This is a genomic window from Nocardia carnea, assembly GCF_029868855.1.
In the GTDB taxonomy this organism is placed as follows: Bacteria; Actinomycetota; Actinomycetes; order Mycobacteriales; family Mycobacteriaceae; genus Nocardia; species Nocardia carnea_A.
In genome coordinates this window covers 14,122-34,504 of record NZ_JARWOV010000046.1, presented here as the reverse complement: position 1 = coordinate 34,504, position 20,383 = coordinate 14,122, and the positions used below count along the sequence as shown (strand labels likewise).

Here is a 20,383-nt window from a genome sequence, read left to right as displayed (position 1 = left end):
CGCGGGGCCCCCGGGGGGCCCGCGGGGCCCCGGCCGGCCCCCCCGGCCCACTAACAAAACTTATCCCCGGCCCCCCCCCGCCCCCCCCGGCGGGCCGTTTCCGTGTCCGGCCGGGTCGGTGTGAGGGTAGAGCCGCGCTCTCCTAGGAAGTGACGACGGCACGCAGCCAGCGGTGCCGACCGTGAGTCTGCTCACGTATTCGGCTCGGCCGTTCGCCGCCGCTGCCGGCGCGGAGCCGGGGAGTGCACCGCTGACGGGGGACCGCGTCCGTCTTGCCCGGTCGGGGATGCGACCGACGACCCGGCGGCTGCAGATCTCGTCGCTCTGCCCGGCCATGGGACGTAAGGCATACCCGGTGGTCGACCGGCCGCACTGGCCTGGTTCCGGCGCGGTTGCGCACACCCGGGGTGACGATGATCGCGCATCTGCTGTGGGCCCGCGCCGCGCGGGTCCTGACCTCCGGGTCGCGGCCGGGCGGCATGTTCGATCACACCGGGTCCGGCCGATGGGGACCGGTTTGGTCGAGGGAACAGGCATCCTGTAATCTTGGCCAGTCGCTGCCCGGTGACAGCAGCATGCTGTTCCGTGGCCGGTTCCCGATACCGAGAGCCACCAGATGCCGAGGCGGCGGTGAATACCAGACCAGTCGTGCGGTTGAATCCGGTGCGAACCGAGGATGCGACCGTACGAACGAGTGCCGAGCACTACAGGAAGAAGGGCAGCCGACCGATGGCAACGTACGCGATCGTCAAGACCGGCGGAAAGCAGTACAAGGTCGCGGTCGGTGACCTGGTGAAGGTCGAGAAGATCGAGGGTGCGCCGGGCACCTCCGTGGCACTGTCGCCGGTGCTCGTCGTCGATGGCGCCGAGCTGACCACCGCGGCCGACAAGCTCGCGAAGGTTTCGGTGTCGGCCGAGGTGGTCGAGCAGACCAAAGGCCCGAAGATCCGCATCCACAAGTTCAAGAACAAGACCGGCTACCACAAGCGCCAGGGTCACCGTCAGCCGCTGACGGTCCTGAAGGTCACCGGCATCAAGTAACCACTCGCAGGGCTTTCGGCCCGCGCTGAAGGAGTATCAGCAATGGCACATAAGAAGGGTGCATCCAGCTCCCGGAACGGCCGCGATTCCAATGCCAAGCGGCTCGGCGTGAAGCGCTTCGGCGGACAGTCCGTCAAGGCCGGCGAGATCTTGGTGCGGCAGCGTGGCACCCACTTCCATCCCGGCGTCAACGTCGGCCGTGGCGGGGACGACACCCTGTTCGCGCTGGAGGCCGGTGCCGTGACGTTCGGTAGCAAGCGTGGTCGCAAGACCGTCAACATCGTGGTCCCGGAGCCGGTCGAAGCCTGACCGGCTGACGACTCCACCACAGCGAGCGGGTCAGGGTGATTCACCCTCGACCCGCTTTTCGCGTTTCTACGGTTCGCCGTAGCTTTCCGGGGCGGCCCCGGTATCGGACGCCGCGCCTTCCCCGACCATCCAGTTCCGAGGAGGATGATCCGGCCATGGCCAAGTTCATCGACCGCGTCGTTCTTCATGTCAGCGCCGGTAAAGGCGGCCATGGTTGTGCGTCGGTGCACCGGGAGAAGTTCAAACCACTCGGCGGTCCCGACGGCGGCAACGGCGGCAACGGCGGGGATGTGGTCCTCGAGGTCGACCCCAATGTGCACACCCTGCTGGATTTCCACTTCCACCCGCATGCGAAGGCCGGTAACGGTAAACCCGGCGAGGGCGGGAACCGGGACGGGAAGAAGGGGTCGGAGCTGCTGCTGAAGGTCCCGGACGGGACTGTGGTTCTGGATTCCGACGGTGAGGTCCTGATGGATCTGGTCGGTGCCGGCAACCGGTTCGTGATCGCGAAGGGTGGTCGCGGCGGACTGGGGAACGCGGCATTGGTGTCCCGGGCGCGGAAGGCCCCCGGGTTCGCTCTGCTCGGTGAGGAGGGTGAGGTCCGCGATGTGGTGCTGGAACTCAAATCCGTCGCCGATGTGGGGCTGGTCGGGTTCCCGTCGGCCGGTAAATCGTCGCTTGTCTCGGTGCTCTCGGCCGCGAAACCGAAGATCGCCGACTACCCGTTCACCACGCTCGTCCCGAACCTCGGCGTGGTGAACGCCGGGGACACCACCTTCACCATCGCCGATGTTCCCGGGTTGATTCCCGGTGCGAGCGACGGGCGCGGTCTGGGCCTGGATTTCCTGCGCCACCTGGAACGCTGCGCGGTACTCGCCCATGTCGTGGATCTGGCGACTCTGGAGCCGGGCCGCGACCCGATATCCGATATCGACGCGCTCGAGGCCGAGCTCGCCGCCTACAAACCGGCGCTGCGCGGCGACGCGAGCCTCGGTGACCTGGCCGACCGGCCGCGGGTGGTGATCCTGAACAAGGCCGATGTGCCCGATGCCGAAGACCTCGCCGATCTGGTGACACCGGAGTTGCGTGAACGCGGCTGGCCGGTTTTCCGGATCTCAGCGGTCAGTCACGCCGGTTTGCGGCCGCTGACCTTCGCGCTGGCCGAGCTGGTGCAGCAATACCGCGACGCGCACCCGAAGGCCGAGCCGAAACGCCCGGTGATCCGCCCGATCCCGGTGGACGATTCGGGATTCACCGTGATCCCCGACCCCGACGAGCCGGGTGGTTTCGTGGTCCGCGGTACCCGGCCCGAACGCTGGGTCCGCCAGACCCAGTTCGACAACGACGAAGCCGTCGGTTATCTCGCCGACCGGCTGGCCCGGCTCGGTGTGGAGGACGAACTGGTGCGGCTCGGTGCCGAACCGGGCGCGCCGGTGACGATCGGTGAGGTGACCTTCGACTGGGAGCCGCAGATCACCGCCGGGGCCGATATCGTTCCTACCGGCCGCGGCACCGATATCCGGCTCGAACAGACCGATCGGGTCGGTGCGGCCGAACGTAAGCACGCCTCACGGGTGCGGCGTGGACTCGTCGACGAGGAAGACAGGGAGTAGGCAGGTGAGCCTGGGGAACCGCGGAACAGGGGCACGGCCGTGACCCAGCTGCCGCTAGAACTCAGTGATGCCCGGCAGGCGATCGCCGGGGCGCGGCGGGTCGTGGTGAAGATCGGTTCGTCCGCGCTCACCAGCCTGCACGGGGGTTTGGACAACGATCGGCTGGATCGGCTCGCGGACGCCATCGAGGCGCGGATGCGGGCCGGCTCCGATGTGGTGGTGGTGTCGTCGGGTGCGATCGGTGCCGGGCTGGCGCCGCTCGGACTCACCCGGCGGCCGCGCGATCTCGCGACCAAACAGGCCGCGGCCAGTGTCGGCCAGCTCGCGCTCGCGCATGCGTGGGGGACCTCCTTCGCCCGCTACGACCGGACCGTGGGGCAGGTGCTGCTCAGCGCCGACGATTTCGCCCGGCGCGAGCACCACCGCAATGCGCAGCGCACGCTGGACCGGTTGCGGTCGCTCGGCGCGGTCGCGGTGGTGAACGAGAACGATACGGTCGCGACCGAGGAGATCCGGTTCGGTGACAACGACCGTCTGGCCGCGCTGGTCGCCCATCTCGTGGGCGCCGACGCACTGTTCCTGCTCTCCGATGTAGCCGGGCTCTACGACGGCGACCCCCGCAAGGGCGATGCGAATTTCATCGCAGAGGTGCGCTCGAGCGCCGACCTCGACGGCGTGATAGCCGGGAGCGGCGGTGTGCTCGGGACGGGCGGAATGGCTTCGAAACTGTCCGCCGCCCGGCTGGCCGCGGATGCGGGTGTGCCGGTGCTGCTGGCCGCCGCGGCAGAGGCGGCCAGTGCGCTCGGAACCGGCACCGTGGGTACGGCTTTCGCGGCGCGCCCGGTGCGTCTGTCGGCCCGCAGGTTCTGGGTCCGGCACGCCGCCGACAGTCGAGGCGGCATTCTCATCGACGCCGGGGCCGTCCGTGCGGTGGCGCATGCCCGGCGTTCGCTGCTCGCCGCGGGAATCGTCGGCGTCCGCGGCCGGTTCCACGGCGGCGATGTGGTGGATCTGATCGGCCCGGACCGGGCGATCGTGGCCCGGGGCGTGGTGGAATACGACGCGGCCGAACTGTCCACCATGCTGGGCCGATCCACGCAGGAACTGCCGGACAGCATGCAGCGCCCGGTGATCCACGCCGACGACCTCGTGAAGGTCTGACTGCCCCGGTCGTTGCGGGCGGCCGGCGACCCGGCTCAGGAAATACGGCCCAGATGGTCGGCCGTGCGCGTGGTTTCCGGCAGCCGGTAGCGGGGCGCCAGGCGCAGCACGAGATCGCAGGCCGAGTCGAGGGTGAAGCGGTGGCCGACCGAGACGAAGACCGGTTTGACCCCGCGCTGTGTGCGCAGGACGCGGCCGACGATCTCACCGTCGGCGGTCACCGGGCGCCAGTCGCCGCGATCGGGTCCGGGTGCGCTGAACTCCCCGTAGGAGTTCTTAGCGACACCGATACTCGGCAGGCCGGTGAGCACACCGAGGTGCGCTGCCAGGCCGAAGCGGCGGGGATGGGCCAGTCCGTGGCCGTCGCAGACGAGTGCGTCGGGTTCCACGGTCAGCTTCTCCAGTGCCCGGGTCAGTGCGGGGACCTCACGGAAGGCGAAAAGACCCGAGATATAGGGGAAGTCGATCCGCTCCCGGACGACGGCCTGGTCCAGCACCGTCAACGATGCGGCGTCGAGTACCGTCACCACCCCGACGGCGGTATCCGGGTCCCGGTAGGCCACATCCAGCCCGGCCACCCGCCGTACCGGCCCATGGTCGTCGCCGACCGCGACCTGCGACCGGAGTCGCAGCTGTATCGCGACGGCCTCCTCCTCGGTCACCACCCATTCGTGCATCTGCCGCACCTGGACCATGCTCGGAGCCTAATCCGCGCACCCGCATCATGGCTTCGGCCGCGCAGGTCTCCGCCGCCGGCTCATATGGAGAAAGGATCCACGACCCCGTAGTTGCGTAACCGCTCGACCGCGCGTTCGTCGGACAGTTCGGCGCGTGCTTCTGGGTGTTCGTGATAGAAGCGGATCAGCCAGTATGTTCCCGCCGCTCCGATCGAGAGTTTCTCCGCGTGTATCCGTTTGATCCTGGTGCGACCGGGCCGTCGGCCGGGGGATTCTATGCGGATGGTGCCCTTGGAATTGTTGCGCGACCGGACGGCGACCCGTTCCAGGGCCGTCCAGCTCACCCGGTTGCCGATGGAGGTTTTGGTGGGCACCACGATATGCATCGGGGTGAGCACCAGGCGGCGGATCTCCGGGCGCCGCGCGTAGACGACGAGATATCCGAGCAGCACCACCGCGACCGTGATCGCGAGCCACGGGGGAACCGGCAGCCGCAGGGTGAGATCGCCGGTCAGTACTCCGATCCCGTAGATCGCGCAGAGTGCCGCCGGGCTCAGGAAGCAGATCACCAGCGCGATCTCGTAGCCGAGCGAGCGGCGTACCACCAGCGCGCCGCGGTCGCTGGCGAACCGCGCACCGTCGACCCTGATCCGGGACCGCCCCCGCGAAGTCGCGGAGATCATCGGCAGGAAGGAGGCCACCCAGACCGTGGCCGCGATATACAGCGCGGTGAGCAGCGGTTCGCCGGAATCGAGGGACAGTGCGGCCTGGGCCGCGAGGAAAGTGGCCAGAACGGCCACCAGGAACACCGCCGGGTAGGTCCAGCCGTTGAGGTTGCCACGTAGTTCCCGCGGCGGCGGGAAGAAGCCGCTCGGCGGCACCCGTCGCGGGCCCGCCTGCACACCCGGACCCGCCTCGGCTTCAGGCGGTTCGGCGGATAGCGTGCTCGGCTGGGATGTCATCGGTACTACCTGTACTCCAGGGTTGCTTCGGGGTCCTGTGATGATATCGGCAATCGCCCGGCAACTCTTGTTTGCGCGCCGTGGGTGGCGTCAGTGCGCCACCGGGCCGCGATTTCGAGCTCGACGGTTCCGGTCGCGCGCACTGCTGTCCCGCGATCGGAGCGGGTCGGAAGCATGCCGCAGGTGCAGCTTTCGACGTAGGCGCGGGCAGCCTGCCCCGACCGGCGCGCCCCGACCGGTCGATGACGGCCACGGCTATCGGCGAAACTACGCCCCACACTGCGAATGTCGTCGAATACGTGCCGACCGGGACGGCCTGCATGCCGAGGAGTCGCGCGAAAGCCGTGGTGAACCAGGCCGCGCCGGCCGGACCCATGTGCCGGGCTGGGATCAATTCCCGCGGGCGAAGTCGGCCAGCAGGGCCGGCACCGCCGCGTCGAAACCGGCGATATCGAGCATTCCGGCGTCCCGCGGGTCGGCGATGGAGAAATTACTCGCGGTCATTCCCACCACCACCAGCTTGGCCTGGGGGTTGACCTGCTCGCGGTAGCGCCGCAACGACTGGTGCGGGTGTTCTTTTCCGGCCCAGGTCTCGTTGTCGGTGAGGACCACGAACACGTCCACATCGATACCGCGTTCCAGCGCGTACCGCATCGGCAGCGAGCAATCCGTACCGCCGAACGGCAGGTTCGACACGGCGCGGATCGCATCGTCGAGCCGCTGCCGCGGGCTGATATCGACCTGCCGTAGCGCGGAGTCCCGGTAGTTCGCTCCGCCCTCGCGCGCGGTGAACCCGACGATCCGGTGCTGCGTTTCGGTCGCCGCGGTCACCAGCGCGAGCGCCGCACTGGCCTCCCGCGCCGACAACGGCAGACCCGCGATCGGAGCAGTCATCGATCCCGAGACGTCCAGCGCGAGCAGATGCCGCTTTCCGGTGGGCTCCACCGTCTGGAACGCCGCGTAGAACGCCGCGTCCAGGGCATCGACGATCGGCTGCGCCGGTGTCCAGGTGCCGCGTCCGCGCACACCGCGGCCGGCGGCATAGGTGCGCATTGCGACCAATACGTTCACCGGGTGCACCCGGCCGCGCCGCAACCGGTCCGGATCCGCCAGCTGCGCGGCCACCGTACGGGTACGCGCGGCGAGCGGGTCCAGCAGTCCGAGGCCGGTGAGCCGCGGCAGCTGCCGCATGAGCGCGGTCTGCGGTAGGCCGATGTCCAGCAGTGCTTCCCATACCGCGGGCTCGGTGAGCGCGGTATCGGGCAGCATCTCCCACGACAGCCGGTATTCGTGGACCAGCGCGGGAATCGCGGCGACCTCGGCGGTCTGTGCGCGATGGAACCCCTCCACGAGCCGCAGCCCGTCCAGGGCGGGTGCGCGTCCGCAGATCCAGTCGAACAGCCGCTTACGCTCGTCCTCGGTGGTTTCCGGGTGCGACAGGCGCAGCAGGTCGCGGTGGGTCCACCCCTCCCGCTGCCGGTACTTCACGGCCTGGTAGGCGATTTCGTCGATCGGCCGGCTCGTGTACCAGTTCGCGACAGCACGGCGCAGGCCGCGGCCCCAGCCACGGAACTGTTCGATATAGCGCGCGAACAGGAACAGGTGGGTTCCGGTGCGCGCCACCAAGGGTAGCGCCGCCAGCGCGGTGCGCCGGCCCTCGATATCGCCCAGCGCGGCTGCGGCAGCCAGCGCGAACAGCGCCGGATTCTGCCGCGGTGCCCGGCCGGACACCGAGATCTCGACGATCTCGGCAACCAGTTCCGCGGTCCGCTCCTGCGCGAATTCGACTACTACAGCGGCGTTTTCGCGGGTGAGTTCCCGGGTGCCGACATAGTAGGTGCCGCCGTCGGTGCCGAGGGTGAGGAAACGGCGCAACCGCACCTGCGGGGTGACCTCGAACGTCCACCCACCCGCGTTGTTCGGCACCTGCCGGTTGTCGGCCTGTTCGCGCTGCGGTGTGCTGCGCAGATCGATCCGTGCCAGTGCGTCCATCGGTTTCCCCTTCCTTCGGCCCGGTGTCCGGGCATGCGGGGAGACGGGCGTATGTGGTGTCCGCCGGGATGATCTACCCGAAAGATAACCGACAGGCTCGCGGCCCGCTCCCCACCGTGACGGTGCGCGCGGAGAACGGGCATGATGGTGCCGGCCGGAGTTCATGTACCCGAGGTTCCCCGGATGCATGCAGGATTCGAACCCGTATATGCCAGATAACCGGCCGACGTCGGCCCGTTCTCGTTGCGCGGCACGACATGCGGGTGGGCGTGGTGTGTGACCGGAAGTCCACTGCTCTATCCGCTGAGCTACACGACCTCGAGGGCCGCGGCGGGATTCGAACCCGCGACCGTGGATCCCGAAAACCGATTCACGCCGGCCCACCCGCGTGATGTGCCGTATCCGGAACTCTACGCACCGGACCCGGTGCGCTCCACCGATTTTCCGCGTATGCGATATTCGGCGGGCGAAAGGCCGGGACACGGCCGATCGCAGGGCGGGTGGGCGTGGTGGTGTGACCGGAAGGTCGGCTGCTCTACCAGCTGAGCTACACGTCCATATGGGCGGACGTGGCGGGATTCGAACCCGCGACCTGCTGATTAGAAAGGTAACCGATCGACTCCGGCCCACCCGCTGCGATGCGCCGTATCCGGAACTGTACGCAACGGGCTCCGTCGCGTTCCATTGATTATTCCGGAGCCATCGATCATCCGATGCCGGCGCGGGGTGCGCACCTCCGATCAACGGCAGCGGCGACACGGCGTCAACGGTCGGCAGAATGCGGGGATGCGACTGTTCGGCGATAGCGGATCACGGGTGTGCCGTCATCGACGATGACGGTGGCGCGCACACCGTAGACGTCGTGGACGAGTTCCTCGGTCAGGGTTGCCGCGGGACAACCGTGGGCGGCGACCCGGCCGCGGTCGAGCACCAGCACGTAGTCGCAGAACATCGCCGCGAGGTTCAGGTCGTGCAGGGCCACCACGGTGGTGATGGGTAGTCCGGTGATCAGATCCAGGATCTCGAGCTGGTGGGCGATATCGAGATGGTTGGTGGGCTCGTCCAGCAGCAGTTCGGTGGGTTCCTGCGCCAGGGCGCGGGCGATCTGGGCGCGCTGCCGTTCGCCGCCGGAGAGAGTGCGCCAGGTGCGGTGCGCGTGTTCGGCCAGACCGGTGGCGTGTAGCGCACGGTCGATCGACTCTTCCTCCTGCGGGTCGGAGCCGAACAGGTCGCGGTGCGGGATCCGGCCCAGGCGGACGACATCGCGCACGGTGATATCGACCTCGGTATGTGCGTGCTGGCCGACCATCGCGACCCGGCGGGCCAGCGGGCGCCGGCCGAGGCGGTCCAGGGGCGTGCCATCGAGGGTGACCGTGCCGCGATCGGGTCGCGAGATACCCGCCAGCAGCCGCAGCAACGAGGATTTGCCGGACCCGTTCGGCCCGAGCAACCCGACCGTTTGCCCGGGACGCGGCCGGATATCGATATCGTCGACGACCAGATTGCCGCCGCGGGTCCACGACAGGTGTGTGCCGCTCAGTGTCATCTGCTCACCTGCGTCCTGTGGCCCGCCGCCCGGCCGGGGTACCGGGTCATTCGGTGCTCCGGGTGCGGAACAGCAGCAGCGCGAACGCCGGGACCCCGATCAACGCGGTGACCACCCCGACCGGCACCTCCTGCGGCGCGAAAACGGTTCGCGCCACCGCGTCCACCCAGACCAGCAGCACCGCCCCGAGAACGGCGCAGACCGGCAGCAGCCGGCTGTGCCGGGGTCCCACCAGGAACCGGGCGGCGTGCGGAAGGACCAGGCCGACGAAACCGATCGCCCCGGCCGCGCTCACCAGCACCGCGGTCATCAGGGCGGTGACGACGAGCAGCAGCAGCCGGGTGCGCCCGACCGCGATGCCCAGCGTCGCCGCCGCCGACGACCCGAAAGTGAACGCGTCCAGCGCGGAATGGCGCCACCAGCACAGTACGAAACCGGCGGCGCAGACCAGCGCGGTGACCGTGACATCGGTCCAGCTCGCGCCCGCCAGCGACCCCAGCAGCCAGAACAGGATGCCGCGGGTCCGTTCGGCGTCGGCGGAGGACAGCACGATGAATGAGGTGAGCGCGGAGAACAACTGGGTGCCCGCGACCCCCGCCAGCACCACCTTGGCCGCCCCGCCGCCGGCGCCCGCCGCCAGCAGCAGCACGAGCCCGAAGGAGACCAGCGCTCCGACCAGGGCTCCGGTGGACAGCGATACCAGACCACCGCCCACCCCGAGCACCGCCACGAGTACCGCGCCGGTGGAAGCGCCGGAGGAGATGCCGAGAACGAACGGGTCGGCGAGGGGGTTGCGCAGCAGCGATTGCATGATCGCCCCGCAGACGGCCAGTCCCGCGCCGCAGATCGCGGCGAGCAGTGTCCGCGGTAGCCGCAATTCCCAGACGATGCCCTCCCGGATCGCCGAGACCTCCGAGCTGCCGATGCCGAGCTTGTCGAACAGCACAGCGTAGACATCGCCGATGGACAACTCCGCGGGCCCGATGGTGATCGTGAACGCCATCGAAACGGCGAGTACCACCAGCCCGAGCAGCACCAGCGCGACCGTCGCGGGTGCGCGCGTGATCGGAGCGGCCGGCGCTGTCTGCGGACTCACGAAGCGTAGCCCCACCGTTCCAGGGCATCGGCGACCTTCTCGATACCGTCGACCGTCCGGATCGACGGATTCAGATCCGCGCCGTTGACGACGATATAGCGCCGGTCCCGGACGGCGCGCAGCCGCGAAGTGACCGGGTTCGATTCCAGGAACGAGATCTTGCTGTCGAGGGCGTCGCCGGCCAGGCTGCGCCGGCTCAGATCGGTCAGGACGAGGGCGGTGGGGTCGCGGTCGAGAACGGTTTCCCAGCTCACCTGCGGCCACTCGTTGGTGGTGTCGTCGAAGATGTTCTTCGCGCCCACCGCGTCGGTGATGATGCCGGACGAGCCGCAGCATCCCGCCATATAGGGCGTGGAGGTGTCGGCGAACCAGTACGCCAGCGATACGTCCCGGGCCGCGATCCGGCCGACCGCGGCATCGTGGCGACCGCGTAGTTCGGTGACCAGTTGCTCACCGCGTTCCCGGACGTCGAAGATCGCCGCCAGTTCGCGGATTTCCTTGTACACCGAGTCCATGGTCAGCGGTTCGGTGCGAGCGCCGTCGGCATTGACGCCGGCATCGGTTTTTCCGTCGCAGTCGGTCGGCGACAGGTAGGACGGTACGCCCAGCTGTGCGAACTGGTCCCGGTCGGCGACTCCGCCGGGGCCGAGCGTGCCGCCGAAGGAGGCGGCGACGAAATCGGGTTCGGTATCGAGTACCACCTCGAACGAGGGATTGTTCTCGGCCAACCGGGGGACCTTCGCATTCTCCGTGGCCAGATTCGCGCGCACCGGATCGGTCCAGGTGGCGGTGCCCACCATCCGGTCGGCCAGGCCCAGCGACAGCATGATCTCCGCCGCCCCCTGGTTCAGGGCGACCGCACGCTGTGGGGGAGCGTCCACCGAGACCTCGACCCCGCAGTTGCTGATCTTCATCGGATAGCCCACCGCACCGCTCGCGGTATCCGAGGTGGTCCCGGCCTCGGTGGTCGAGCAGCCGGCCAGGGCTGCGGCGGCCAGAGTGATGGCGATGATCAGCGGAAACGACCGCATCAGGGCTGGACTCCTTGCGTCTGGGCCTGTGCGCGAGGCCGGCGTCGGTGCGGCGCGTGAGCGATCGGACTTCACCTGCACGGTGTCACCGTTGCGCGCCAGTCCCGGACTTGCACCGGGTTCCCTCACCACGCCGCGGGCCGCAATGCGGCCGTGACCATGCTATCCGACGCCCGACTGGACGTACGACCAGGGCGAATGGATGAGTCGGTTTTCGGCCGATCGGCAACTCGGGCCGTCTCGGGAGCCGGCAACCTCATAGCGCAGGCGCGCTGCCACTACTGATCGCGCTCCGATCGATCCGGGAAAGCCACCGGCGAACCTTCCGATCGGAGGGCGCGGACCGCCGCTTCGGCCCGGCTGTTCACCGGTGAGCACCGGCCAGAAGCCGAGTTTGCCGACCCCGACGGCACCGTCACAGCAATGTCCTTCGTCGCGGCCTCGTTCGTCGCGGTATCGGCCACCGAATGTGATGGCGATTTTCTGCCAGCGCCCGTGCCGCCTTTCGCGTTTGCTCGAAGTATCAGCAAACGCGAAAGGACTGAAATGGCAGAGAATATCGTGGTGGTCACCGGCGCGACGCGCGGAATCGGCCGGGCGACCGCGACCGCTTTCGCCCGCAAGGGTTACCGGGTGGTGGTGACCGGCCGGCGGGCGGAAGCCGTGGACGCCGTGGTGCGGGAACTGCGTGCCGAAGGTCTCGCCGCCGAAGGTGAACTGCTGGATGTGTGCTCGGTCGACAGTGCCCGCTGCCTGGCCGAATCGCTCGGCGAGCGATTCGATCACATCGACGTGCTGGTGAACAATGCCGGGATCCTGCCGGAGGCAACGGCGTCCGGCAGCGTGAATTTCGCTCACCCCGGCGCATTCACCGAGACATTGATGACCAACACTTTCGGACCTGCCAACGTGATCGAAGCCCTGTTGCCGCTGATCCGGCGGGCTCCGGCCGGGCATATCGTGAATGTATCCACCGAGATGGGATCGCTGTCCGAACAGCGCAACCCCGATTCGGCCTACTACTCGATGGTGGTGCCGGGGTATCAGGCCTCCAAGGCAGCGCTGAACAGCCTGACCGTGGGGCTGGCGAAACTACTCGCCGATACCCCGGTGCGGGTGACCTCGGTCTGCCCCGGGTTCGTCGCGACCGAACTGGCCCCTGCGTCAGCGGATGCGCCGACCACCCCCGACGACGCCGCGCGGATCATCCTGTCCGCCGCGGAATCCGCCGATCCGTGCCACAACGGCGCTTTCGTGGGCGCCGGTGGATCGATTCCCTGGTGACCGGGGGTCTGTGACACTAGCCGGATGCCTTACACGCGTCCATGATCTGCTGTCGGGCATAGGTCACGAACGAATCCACTTCTTCCCCGCGGTGGTTCCACTCGTCGGTGATTTCGCCGAGGTAGCCGGCCCGGGCGAGGCGTAGTACCGCGGCGTGTTCGGCGGGGATCCGGGGTACTAGCGCTTCGGCGGCGTCGGCTTTGGACAACACGGCGCCCGATTCGGCCGTCACCCACATCCGGGCGAGCGTAAGCACGACATTGCGTTCGTCGCCTCGCACGCCGGCGATCAACTCCGGTAGACCGGTCACGATCGCGCGGATGAGGTCGCTCGCCGGAACCGGATCCAGTAGATGAGCAGCGGGCGGACCGAACAGCGTCGCCGAGGAATCGCGCACCATGATGGCGAGAATCGTCAAGTCCGGGTCTTCGGTGGGTTCGGGCAGGTCTCCCCGCTCGAACTCCGCCCGCAGCCATTCGCCGTAGACGAAATCCGAGCGCGGCGGGAAACGCCAGGGCACCAGGTCGTCGCGGACCACCACGGTGAGCTCCACCGGCCGAGCCGGACCCGACCGCGGCCAACGGCCGGAAATACGCAGCAATTCGCCTGCCAGCGCATGTCGAGTCGCACCCCCGAGAGACCTGTCGACCACGGCGAAAAGGTCGATATCGCTGTCCTGCCGTAATCCGCCCGCCACCGCCGAACCGTAGAGATACAACCCGGCCAGGCCGTCACCGAGCACGTTCGCGACGGCCCGGGCTATGGGGGCGGTTTCGGTATCCGGGTCCGGTTGCGCTTGCACGTCCTCACCATAGGCGGGTAGGCGGGCAGGGCAGGGGTGGAAATCCTGCTTACGGAGGACCACGGATAGGGGTTGTCACGGAGGCGGCCGGAGCCCGCCATGGCATAGGTTCGATGTGATGCCCGGCGGGCGGGGGACTGTGGGCCGGATGCCGGCGAGGAGAGGGAGGTGCGGTGTGAGTGCCATCGACACGGCAGTCGTCGAATCCGGCGTCGAACCGGCCCAGTCTGTGAAGGGAAACAACGCGCCGGTGCGCTGGCCGTGGATCGCGCGGGTGGGGTTCCGTTTCGGCGTGGTCTACACGGTTCTGTTCTGCGTCATGATGGGGCAGATCGTCTTCGCACTCCTCGCGGCATTGGACAAGTGGCTTCCCGATACCGCGCCGGTGTGGCCGCTACTGCAGGCCGCGCCTGTTCTGGAGTGGGCCGGGCGGACGGTATTCGGGGTCGAGGCAGTATTCCAGCAGAACTCGGGTAGCGGTGATCAGGCCGCCATCTGGGTGATGCTGTTCTGTATCGCGGTCGTCGCCGCCGCGGTGAGCCTCGTCTGGTCGGTGCTCGATCGCCGCCGCCCGGCCTACCCGCGGCTCGCCGCCTGGTTCCTGACCGGGCTGCGACTCTGCCTGGCCGGGCAGATGCTGTTCTACGGAATCGCCAAGGCGATACCGAGTCAGATGCCGCCGCCGTCGCTGTCGACGCTGCTGCTGCCCTACGGCCAGCTGACCCCGATGTCGGTGCTGTGGTTACAGGTCGGCAGTTCGCCGGTATACGAAATCCTGCTCGGAATCGCGGAACTCACCGGCGGGCTGCTCCTGCTGCTGCCGCGTACCGCAACCCTCGGCGCGATGCTGAGCGTGGTGAGCATGGCGCAGGTGTTCGTGCTGAATATGACCTTCGACGTGCCGGTCAAGATCCTGTCCTTCCACCTGCTGCTCTTCTCGTTGGTGCTACTCGCCCCGCAGGCCCGCCGATTCGCCGATTTCTTCCTGCTGGCCCGCCGCACCGAGCCCGCGGTGCAACCGCCGCTGTTCGAGACCGCCCGGGCCAACCGGTACGCGGCCTGGGCGCAGGCGGCAATCGGCGTCTGGCTGGTGGCCGGGATCTCGTGGGTCGGCTGGACCAGCTGGCAGGAATTCGGCGGTGGTGCACCGAAACCGGAGCTCTACGGTCTGTGGGAGGTGGCCGAGTTCCGGGTCGCCGGCGAGCCGGTGCCGCCACTGCTGACCGACGAAACCCGTTGGCAGCGGCTCGTGATCGAGGTCGAGGGCGCGGTGACCGTGCAAGGAATGGACGGGCGCCTGACGGGCCTCCCGGCGGAACTGGACCCGGGCGCGCGAACCCTCACCGTCGTCACCGCTCCGGGTACAGCGGAGCCGCCGGTCACCTTCTCCTATACCCGCCCGGATCCCGAACACCTCCACTTGGAAGGGGAGCTCGACGGCCGACCGACGCGGATCGAGCTGAGCGCGGTCGACCCCGGGACATTCCCGTTGAACGGCGATGGATTCCACTGGGTACAGGACTATCCGAACGCCGGGTGAGTGGCTCACTTCGCGATGCTGTGGCAGCAGATATGGCGAGACATGGTCGAATCCGAGGCCCTCGGGATGTAAATCCTTGTATCGCAAAGGAACAGCGGTTACCGTTGGTTCCGGTCGATATCCTGAGGGGGGAATATGCAGTTTCGGAATGTTCTTCGTGTGGCCGTTGCCGCTGCGGCGAGTTGCGTCGCACTCGGTGGGTTCGTTCCCGCGGCCTCCGCGATCGATCTCGCGCCGGGGGTTCATTGCGAAGGGTCGCGGTGTACCAATGACAACGGCGAGGCGTATGTAATCCACGGGTTCGTCACCTGTTCCGTGTTCAACCCGCCCTTGCCGTCCGTTGACCCGAACATGCCACCGCCACCCGCTCACACCACGCAAACCGCTCCCTGGTCGGAGGTTTTCGAACCGCACACCACCCGGGACGTCAGGCCTGGGTGTGGTGGTGGGCCGCCACTGGGCTGGACCTTCGCGGGTGCGTATCCGCAGTCTCAGGTCCCCACCGGTTCTGCCATTCCGGGCATCGGCTGAGGTTTCCGTGGCAGGCTGCCGACCGAACATGCGGTGCGAGGTCGCACCGGGCTCTGCACCGCGGCAGATGCGGATCGTCGCCACCACTCGTTCATCCGGAACTTCGCAAAGCCGATCCAGTGACGCCAAGCCCTTGCTGGGTGTCTGCGGTGTACGGCGGATACGACGGGATCCCAATCGGTCCGGAAGGCCAGCCACGTTCTGGTGCAGATCGGACGTGTGACGACCCGTTAGCTTGACAAACAGACAGGCAGGCGGAAGCCTGTGCTTACGATCGTCAAGGGAGCGATTGTTCGTAAGAAGGGGGAGTCATGTCGATTGAAAACCTAGGTGACACGGCCGTGTGTAGGCAGATTGCTCGTTAGGTTCCGTGATGTCAGGGCAACAATACAATGGTGGATTCTTTAACCACTTCGACGATCCGGATGAGTTTTGGGAGGATGAACCTCCCGAGGCAATTGTAAATCCTGTGCACTCTTGGCCGCGTACTGTTTCCGTATCGAGTTCCGGAAGTCCTGATGCGCCGATGCGGCCTCCTCACTCTGTCATTTCTAATGAATTATTTGAACCGCCTCAGAGGTCTTCCTTGGTTCAATTCGAGGTCGCAGAGGACTGTCTTCCAATTAACCTGTACCTGGCCTCGAGCTGGAAGAGTTACTACTCTCCTGGGCAGTATGGTGAAGCACTGATGGGAGCCTACCGCTACGCGGTCTACCAACGATCCTTGGAGAAACTGGAAAGTGGCAAATCGGGCAGCCCGACATTTCCTTCGTTACGGGAAATGTTGCCAACACTTCTGCAGACGACTAGCTATCGACAGTATAGAACCTTACTGGATAAGTTGATCGGTGACTACAGAGTGGAGGTGCACGGCTTGGGTGTCAACGATCTCGACGAGCCTGCCATGACGGTAGCTGCAAACCGGTCATGGATAATCGAAATATCGTTCGACCTCGAATGGGCGCATCGAGCCGATGACGCAACTATCCGCTACGACATGCTCCGTTGTGCAGATGAGCTCCGAAAGCTGAAGCCAAATCTGGCATCGGATGAACTCCTGCAAAATGAATCTGATTCGGAAATGGCCAGTCGGCTGGCGGATCATGTATCCAAACTGATTCTGGAGTAGAAAATGCCCGATGAAATACAGCTTGCCGCTGAGCAGTTGGACCTCCAATCCAAGGCGTGGATGAATGAAGTCAAGGCGGAACTATTCAATGCGGCGTTCAAGGTTGATACGCTGAAAGAAACAAGCCGACTGGAGTGGGGTTTGTTTCAGATACCGTACGCGAGCTACACCGCATCCGCTGACTACCTCCGTTCAAGGCTTGCAGAAGGAGCTGCGGAAGCTGAAGAAATTGGCGCTGCGTTGCGCATTGTTGTGAACCAATTCATGCAGCAGGAAGACGATAATGCACACGAAATCAACAAGATTTCTGAGCTGGGTCGGTAGATATGGGTGACGGGGTTGACCAGGGCAAACTGGATTCTGCGGTAGAAAATCTCCGAACTAAAATAGACGAGTGGAAGGCTGTGCCGGATAGGATAAACGATACGGTCGATGGCCTGAAGTTCGTTGCTCCTGCAGCTTGGGCGTATGCGACCGGCAAACGTGACGAAGCCCAGGCGTCAATCAGCAAACTTCTCGAAAAGCTCGAGGAGGTCATGACCGGATTGGATGCGCCGTTTACGTTTCTGGGCTGGGCCGCGGATTGGCAGATAGTCGGGGCGACGATTCGCGGCGCATCCAATGCGCAAGGTCGATCGGAGATCAGTATCGAAGGATATTGGACCGGCGAGGCAAAGAATAGTTACGTCGGAATGAAGACCAACCAGGAAAAGGCCTTTACTACAGCGGTTGAAATTTGCACTAAGATCGAAACCAGCCTGATCAATTTATCACAATCTGCGCTCGACTTCTACACGAAATTGGCGGATGAATTAACAACCTATATGTCGGCACTGACTGCGGCACTCGTTGAAACGGCCTCAGTTGTTCTGATATATGACGGAGCGCCGGGCCTGGTTCGCGCGGCGACTGATATCGTGACTCTGGTCGAAGGTCTGATTACGGCGATGTTGAATACTGTGCGAACCCAGATGGTCGAGGCCAATAACCTCGATAACGCGACGGATAATCCCTGGGGTTTTTATGGTGACCGTTGGCCCGACGCGGTAGCGAAAATGTACAATAACCCTGCTCATTGGCAGCCTTCGCGGGTGTGAGGATACAAATGACTGAGATACCACCGCCCTTTTCGAGGGTTGTCAAGGGGATCGGGATAGTAGCGGTATCCTTCCTGTCGATCTCTATTGCTGCGTGCGGCGGCAGTGGTGGTGAAGATAGCGGGTCGGATCCCGCGACTACACTGGCGAAACCGCATCCTGATTGCGATCCCAGGCCGATGAGTGGCCATCCGGACCCGGACGTTGAACAGTTTGTCAAGCAACTCCATCTTGGAGATGACATTTCGATCGAATCTGCGCAGTTGGTCCCGGCGACGACCCTTCCTGGTGAGTACGTATTGTCGATAACCGCCTGTGTTCCGCATTCGACTGACGGCGATTCCCTGCGTCCTGTTGCGACTGATATTGCTCACAAGCTGATAAAGACGGAACTGGGGAAGAAAGTACACACTTTCAGTGTGATCGATTACTCGTCGAGTAGTGGTATCGAAGCGACCTTGCGAACAAAGGAATTCAATGATCAGCCTTGGGATGGGACGCCTTCTCCTGAATTGGAATTGGCAGCATGGGAAGTGTTTTCCTAGTAGCGGATATTAACATGAATGCGGCGGCCCGGTGCTGGTCCTGATATGCGGGACTGGCATGGGTAAACACTGCGATTGCGGAATCCGGTTATTCGATTCGTGTAGTGGACCGGGTTATCGGCGCAGTCGGTTTTGTCCCTTGTCGCCGGATTCCTCGACCGCGCGGTGGTCGCCGCGGCGGTCGGAGATCGTTGTCCCAAGCCGGTGAAGTTCGGAAAGTACTGCGGCATAGCTGATTCGGCGCCGATCCGGGCGTCGTGGATGGGGACTTCATACTGCCCATGGGAGGGCTTCGGTCGCTATGCTGGCGCGACTACTGATGCTGATAGTGATGAGAGGCTGTTGATGATCCCCGAAGACTCGGGACAGTCCGGGAGCAACGTTTTCGACGACGGCGAGCCGACCGCCGCGCGCGTATACGACGTGATGCTGAACGGTAAGGACAACTACCGGATCGACCGTCAGGTGGCGGAGGCCAGCCTCGCCGTCATGCCGGAACTGAAAGAGATCGCGCTGCACAACCGGGCGATCCTGCACCGGGTGGTGCGCCATCTCGCCGCCGAGAAGGGGATCACCCAGTTCCTCGATCTCGGTTCGGGTCTGCCGACGGCGCGTAACACGCATGAGGTTGCGCAGGAAGCGAATCCGGACGCGAAGGTCGTCTATGTCGATATCGATCCCATAGTGCTCGCCTACGGCCGTGTCCACCTGGAGACCAACCCGAATACCCGGGTGGTCATCGGTGACGTCCGCAAGCCCGGCGAAGTCCTCGCGCACCCGGATGTACGGGAACTCATCGACTTCGACAAGCCGGTGTGTGTGATGCTCGTCGGAATCCTGCACCACATTCTCGACGAGGAAGACCCGAAGGGCATCGTCGCGACCCTGCGTGCCGCGGTACCGCCCGGTTCGTACTTCTTCATCACCAACTTCACCCGGCTCAGCGACTCGCGCGAAAGCGAGGAGCTCGAACAGGTGCTGCTGTCGCAGCTGGGAACGGGCCGGGTGCGGACGCCCAAGGAACTGGCCGAGTATTTCGACGACCTGGAAATTCTCCCGCCGGGTATCGTCCCGCTGCCACTGTGGCGGCCGGAAGAGATCGTCACCGACGCCACAACCATCGGAGTTCGCTTCATGACAGGCGGGGTCGGATACAAGAGATGACCGGATATCAGCTGCGGTTGTAGACCAGGCCGGGCCGGAGCGGACGGTGCTGCGACCGGGGCAGTCCCGCACCGGGGCGAGTGAGGGGCAGCCCCGGGCTTCTGCCGCCCTTCACCGAACCGGGTCGTAGATTTCGAAACCGAGGTGTTCGGCGACGGTGGCCATGGTTCGGTCGTGGGTGACCACTGTGAGGTTGTCCAGTCCGCTGCGTAGTGCGGACGCCAGATGAATAGCGTCGAGTGTCTTGATGTGCGAGATGATCGCCTCGGCCTCGTTGAGGACGGCGTGGTCGACGGGGACCACATCGACATAGTCGATGAGCTTGCTGCGGTCCAATACGGACAAGCCCTCTCTGCGGAGGACTCGGGTGATCTCCGTACGCAGCAGCCGGGAGGAAATTATCCTGCTCGCCGGATCGGCAGTGGTTCGGTCGAACCATTCGGCGGCCTCGGGAGAGTGCCCCAACATGATTCTCACGGCGACCGAGCTGTCGAGGTAGTACGACCTCACCACTCGCCCTTCTCGGAATCGAGAAGCTCCTCGATCGACCGTGCGGTCCGCAATTCATGTCGTGCGATCGAGCTGGTCCGGGCCCCGCCGTCGACCGCCCGCGGGATGATCTGGGTGGACGATACCGCGGGGACGATGTAGCCCACCCGGTGGTGGTGCCGAGTGAGCTCGTAGACTTCGCCGGCCTCCACGTCCGCGATCATGGCGGACGGGTTCTGACGCAATTCGCCGACGCTGATCGATTTCATGGAGCCATCCTAGCCGAAAATGTCTACGAACATCTAAGGTCCTGGCCTGGGCAAAGACACCGCGGTGTGGACCGCATGCAGAGGTTCTCCGGGCTCTCGGATTCC

19 protein-coding genes and 1 pseudogene are annotated in these 20,383 nt (G+C 65.7%); 11 read left to right on the top strand and 9 right to left on the bottom strand.

What is annotated here, in order from left to right; translation table 11 throughout:
- The first annotated feature begins 729 nt into the window (after window positions 1–729).
- The 4 genes from rplU (at window position 730) to proB (ending at window position 4,124) form a co-directional block, all read left to right on the top strand.
- Window positions 730–1,041, top strand: coding sequence for a 50S ribosomal protein L21 (gene rplU, locus QH195_RS04080; RefSeq protein ID WP_068046299.1), 312 nt, complete (start codon window positions 730–732; stop codon window positions 1,039–1,041).
- A gap of 42 nt (window positions 1,042–1,083) precedes the next feature.
- Window positions 1,084–1,350 carry a 50S ribosomal protein L27 gene (rpmA, locus tag QH195_RS04075; protein WP_280434361.1) on the top strand — a complete coding sequence of 89 codons (267 nt, stop codon included), beginning with the start codon at window positions 1,084–1,086 and terminating at the stop codon, window positions 1,348–1,350.
- Window positions 1,351–1,505: 155 nt separating this feature from the next.
- Window positions 1,506–2,963 (top strand): GTPase ObgE, encoded by a 1,458-nt coding sequence (obgE, locus tag QH195_RS04070; RefSeq protein ID WP_280423695.1) that lies wholly within the window; start codon window positions 1,506–1,508, stop codon window positions 2,961–2,963.
- A 39-nt stretch (window positions 2,964–3,002) separates the two neighbouring features.
- The gene (proB, locus tag QH195_RS04065; protein WP_280434360.1) at window positions 3,003–4,124 is read left to right on the top strand and encodes a glutamate 5-kinase; all 1,122 of its coding nucleotides are present in this window, start codon (window positions 3,003–3,005) and stop codon (window positions 4,122–4,124) included.
- 35 nt (window positions 4,125–4,159) lie between these two features.
- Here the strand turns inward: proB and QH195_RS04060 are convergent, their stop codons facing one another.
- From QH195_RS04060 to QH195_RS04035, 6 genes are all read right to left on the bottom strand, one after another.
- Window positions 4,160–4,819 carry an endonuclease V gene (locus tag QH195_RS04060; RefSeq protein ID WP_280434359.1) on the bottom strand — a complete coding sequence of 220 codons (660 nt, stop codon included), beginning with the start codon at window positions 4,817–4,819 and terminating at the stop codon, window positions 4,160–4,162.
- A gap of 62 nt (window positions 4,820–4,881) precedes the next feature.
- On the bottom strand, window positions 4,882–5,763 hold the full coding sequence (locus QH195_RS04055; protein WP_280434358.1) for a hypothetical protein: 882 nt from the start codon (window positions 5,761–5,763) through the stop codon (window positions 4,882–4,884).
- Between the two features lie 390 nt (window positions 5,764–6,153).
- Window positions 6,154–7,755, bottom strand: coding sequence for a TROVE domain-containing protein (locus tag QH195_RS04050; RefSeq protein WP_280434357.1), 1,602 nt, complete (start codon window positions 7,753–7,755; stop codon window positions 6,154–6,156).
- A 763-nt stretch (window positions 7,756–8,518) separates the two neighbouring features.
- Window positions 8,519–9,301: an ABC transporter ATP-binding protein gene (locus tag QH195_RS04045; RefSeq protein WP_280434356.1), complete on the bottom strand. Its 783-nt coding sequence runs from the start codon at window positions 9,299–9,301 to the stop codon at window positions 8,519–8,521.
- Between the two features lie 46 nt (window positions 9,302–9,347).
- Window positions 9,348–10,304, bottom strand: coding sequence for a FecCD family ABC transporter permease (locus QH195_RS04040; RefSeq protein WP_280423697.1), 957 nt, complete (start codon window positions 10,302–10,304; stop codon window positions 9,348–9,350).
- An 89-nt stretch (window positions 10,305–10,393) separates the two neighbouring features.
- On the bottom strand, window positions 10,394–11,428 hold the full coding sequence (locus QH195_RS04035) for an ABC transporter substrate-binding protein (protein WP_280434355.1): 1,035 nt from the start codon (window positions 11,426–11,428) through the stop codon (window positions 10,394–10,396).
- 546 nt (window positions 11,429–11,974) lie between these two features.
- Between QH195_RS04035 and QH195_RS04030 the strand changes: the two genes are divergently transcribed.
- Window positions 11,975–12,712 (top strand): SDR family NAD(P)-dependent oxidoreductase, encoded by a 738-nt coding sequence (locus tag QH195_RS04030; RefSeq protein ID WP_280420772.1) that lies wholly within the window; start codon window positions 11,975–11,977, stop codon window positions 12,710–12,712.
- A 16-nt stretch (window positions 12,713–12,728) separates the two neighbouring features.
- Here QH195_RS04030 and QH195_RS04025 read toward each other — a convergent pair whose 3' ends face one another.
- A complete protein-coding gene (locus QH195_RS04025) occupies window positions 12,729–13,514 on the bottom strand; it encodes an aminoglycoside adenylyltransferase family protein (protein WP_280434354.1) in 786 nt (261 codons plus the stop codon).
- Window positions 13,515–13,689: 175 nt separating this feature from the next.
- On the opposite strand from QH195_RS04025, the gene QH195_RS04020 reads away from it, so the two are divergent.
- From QH195_RS04020 to QH195_RS03995, 6 genes are all read left to right on the top strand, one after another.
- The gene (locus QH195_RS04020; RefSeq protein ID WP_280434353.1) at window positions 13,690–15,054 is read left to right on the top strand and encodes a DoxX family protein; all 1,365 of its coding nucleotides are present in this window, start codon (window positions 13,690–13,692) and stop codon (window positions 15,052–15,054) included.
- Window positions 15,055–15,958: 904 nt separating this feature from the next.
- Window positions 15,959–16,714, top strand: a complete 756-nt coding sequence (locus QH195_RS04015; RefSeq protein WP_280434352.1) for a hypothetical protein — start codon at window positions 15,959–15,961, stop codon at window positions 16,712–16,714.
- A gap of 3 nt (window positions 16,715–16,717) precedes the next feature.
- Window positions 16,718–17,038 carry a hypothetical protein gene (locus tag QH195_RS04010; RefSeq protein WP_280434351.1) on the top strand — a complete coding sequence of 107 codons (321 nt, stop codon included), beginning with the start codon at window positions 16,718–16,720 and terminating at the stop codon, window positions 17,036–17,038.
- Window positions 17,039–17,040: 2 nt separating this feature from the next.
- A complete protein-coding gene (locus tag QH195_RS04005) occupies window positions 17,041–17,811 on the top strand; it encodes a hypothetical protein (protein WP_280434350.1) in 771 nt (256 codons plus the stop codon).
- An 8-nt stretch (window positions 17,812–17,819) separates the two neighbouring features.
- Window positions 17,820–18,356 carry a hypothetical protein gene (locus QH195_RS04000; RefSeq protein WP_280434349.1) on the top strand — a complete coding sequence of 179 codons (537 nt, stop codon included), beginning with the start codon at window positions 17,820–17,822 and terminating at the stop codon, window positions 18,354–18,356.
- Between the two features lie 345 nt (window positions 18,357–18,701).
- Complete coding sequence (locus tag QH195_RS03995) at window positions 18,702–19,520, top strand: SAM-dependent methyltransferase (RefSeq protein ID WP_280420761.1); 819 nt, start codon at window positions 18,702–18,704, stop codon at window positions 19,518–19,520.
- A gap of 111 nt (window positions 19,521–19,631) precedes the next feature.
- On the opposite strand, the gene QH195_RS03990 is transcribed toward QH195_RS03995, so the two are convergent.
- Together QH195_RS03990 and QH195_RS35040 are read right to left on the bottom strand one after the other, a co-directional pair.
- Window positions 19,632–20,033, bottom strand: coding sequence for a type II toxin-antitoxin system VapC family toxin (locus QH195_RS03990; protein WP_280434348.1), 402 nt, complete (start codon window positions 20,031–20,033; stop codon window positions 19,632–19,634).
- Between the two features lie 95 nt (window positions 20,034–20,128).
- Window positions 20,129–20,278: pseudogene (locus QH195_RS35040) on the bottom strand (type II toxin-antitoxin system Phd/YefM family antitoxin); the annotation flags it as partial.
- Window positions 20,279–20,383: the final 105 nt, after the last annotated feature.

Coding starts and splice junctions, on each gene's coding strand:
- rplU (WP_068046299.1), top strand. CDS start 730: ATGGCAACGTACGCGATCGTCAAGACCGGCGGAAAGCAGTACAAGGTC.
- rpmA (WP_280434361.1), top strand. CDS start 1,084: ATGGCACATAAGAAGGGTGCATCCAGCTCCCGGAACGGCCGCGATTCC.
- obgE (WP_280423695.1), top strand. CDS start 1,506: ATGGCCAAGTTCATCGACCGCGTCGTTCTTCATGTCAGCGCCGGTAAA.
- QH195_RS04060 (WP_280434359.1), bottom strand. CDS start 4,819: ATGGTCCAGGTGCGGCAGATGCACGAATGGGTGGTGACCGAGGAGGAG.
- QH195_RS04055 (WP_280434358.1), bottom strand. CDS start 5,763: ATGACATCCCAGCCGAGCACGCTATCCGCCGAACCGCCTGAAGCCGAG.
- QH195_RS04050 (WP_280434357.1), bottom strand. CDS start 7,755: ATGGACGCACTGGCACGGATCGATCTGCGCAGCACACCGCAGCGCGAA.
- QH195_RS04045 (WP_280434356.1), bottom strand. CDS start 9,301: ATGACACTGAGCGGCACACACCTGTCGTGGACCCGCGGCGGCAATCTG.
- QH195_RS04040 (WP_280423697.1), bottom strand. CDS start 10,304: ATGGCGTTCACGATCACCATCGGGCCCGCGGAGTTGTCCATCGGCGAT.
- QH195_RS04035 (WP_280434355.1), bottom strand. CDS start 11,428: ATGCGGTCGTTTCCGCTGATCATCGCCATCACTCTGGCCGCCGCAGCC.
- QH195_RS04030 (WP_280420772.1), top strand. CDS start 11,975: ATGGCAGAGAATATCGTGGTGGTCACCGGCGCGACGCGCGGAATCGGC.
- QH195_RS04015 (WP_280434352.1), top strand. CDS start 15,959: ATGTCAGGGCAACAATACAATGGTGGATTCTTTAACCACTTCGACGAT.
- QH195_RS04010 (WP_280434351.1), top strand. CDS start 16,718: ATGCCCGATGAAATACAGCTTGCCGCTGAGCAGTTGGACCTCCAATCC.
- QH195_RS04005 (WP_280434350.1), top strand. CDS start 17,041: ATGGGTGACGGGGTTGACCAGGGCAAACTGGATTCTGCGGTAGAAAAT.
- QH195_RS04000 (WP_280434349.1), top strand. CDS start 17,820: ATGACTGAGATACCACCGCCCTTTTCGAGGGTTGTCAAGGGGATCGGG.
- QH195_RS03995 (WP_280420761.1), top strand. CDS start 18,702: ATGATCCCCGAAGACTCGGGACAGTCCGGGAGCAACGTTTTCGACGAC.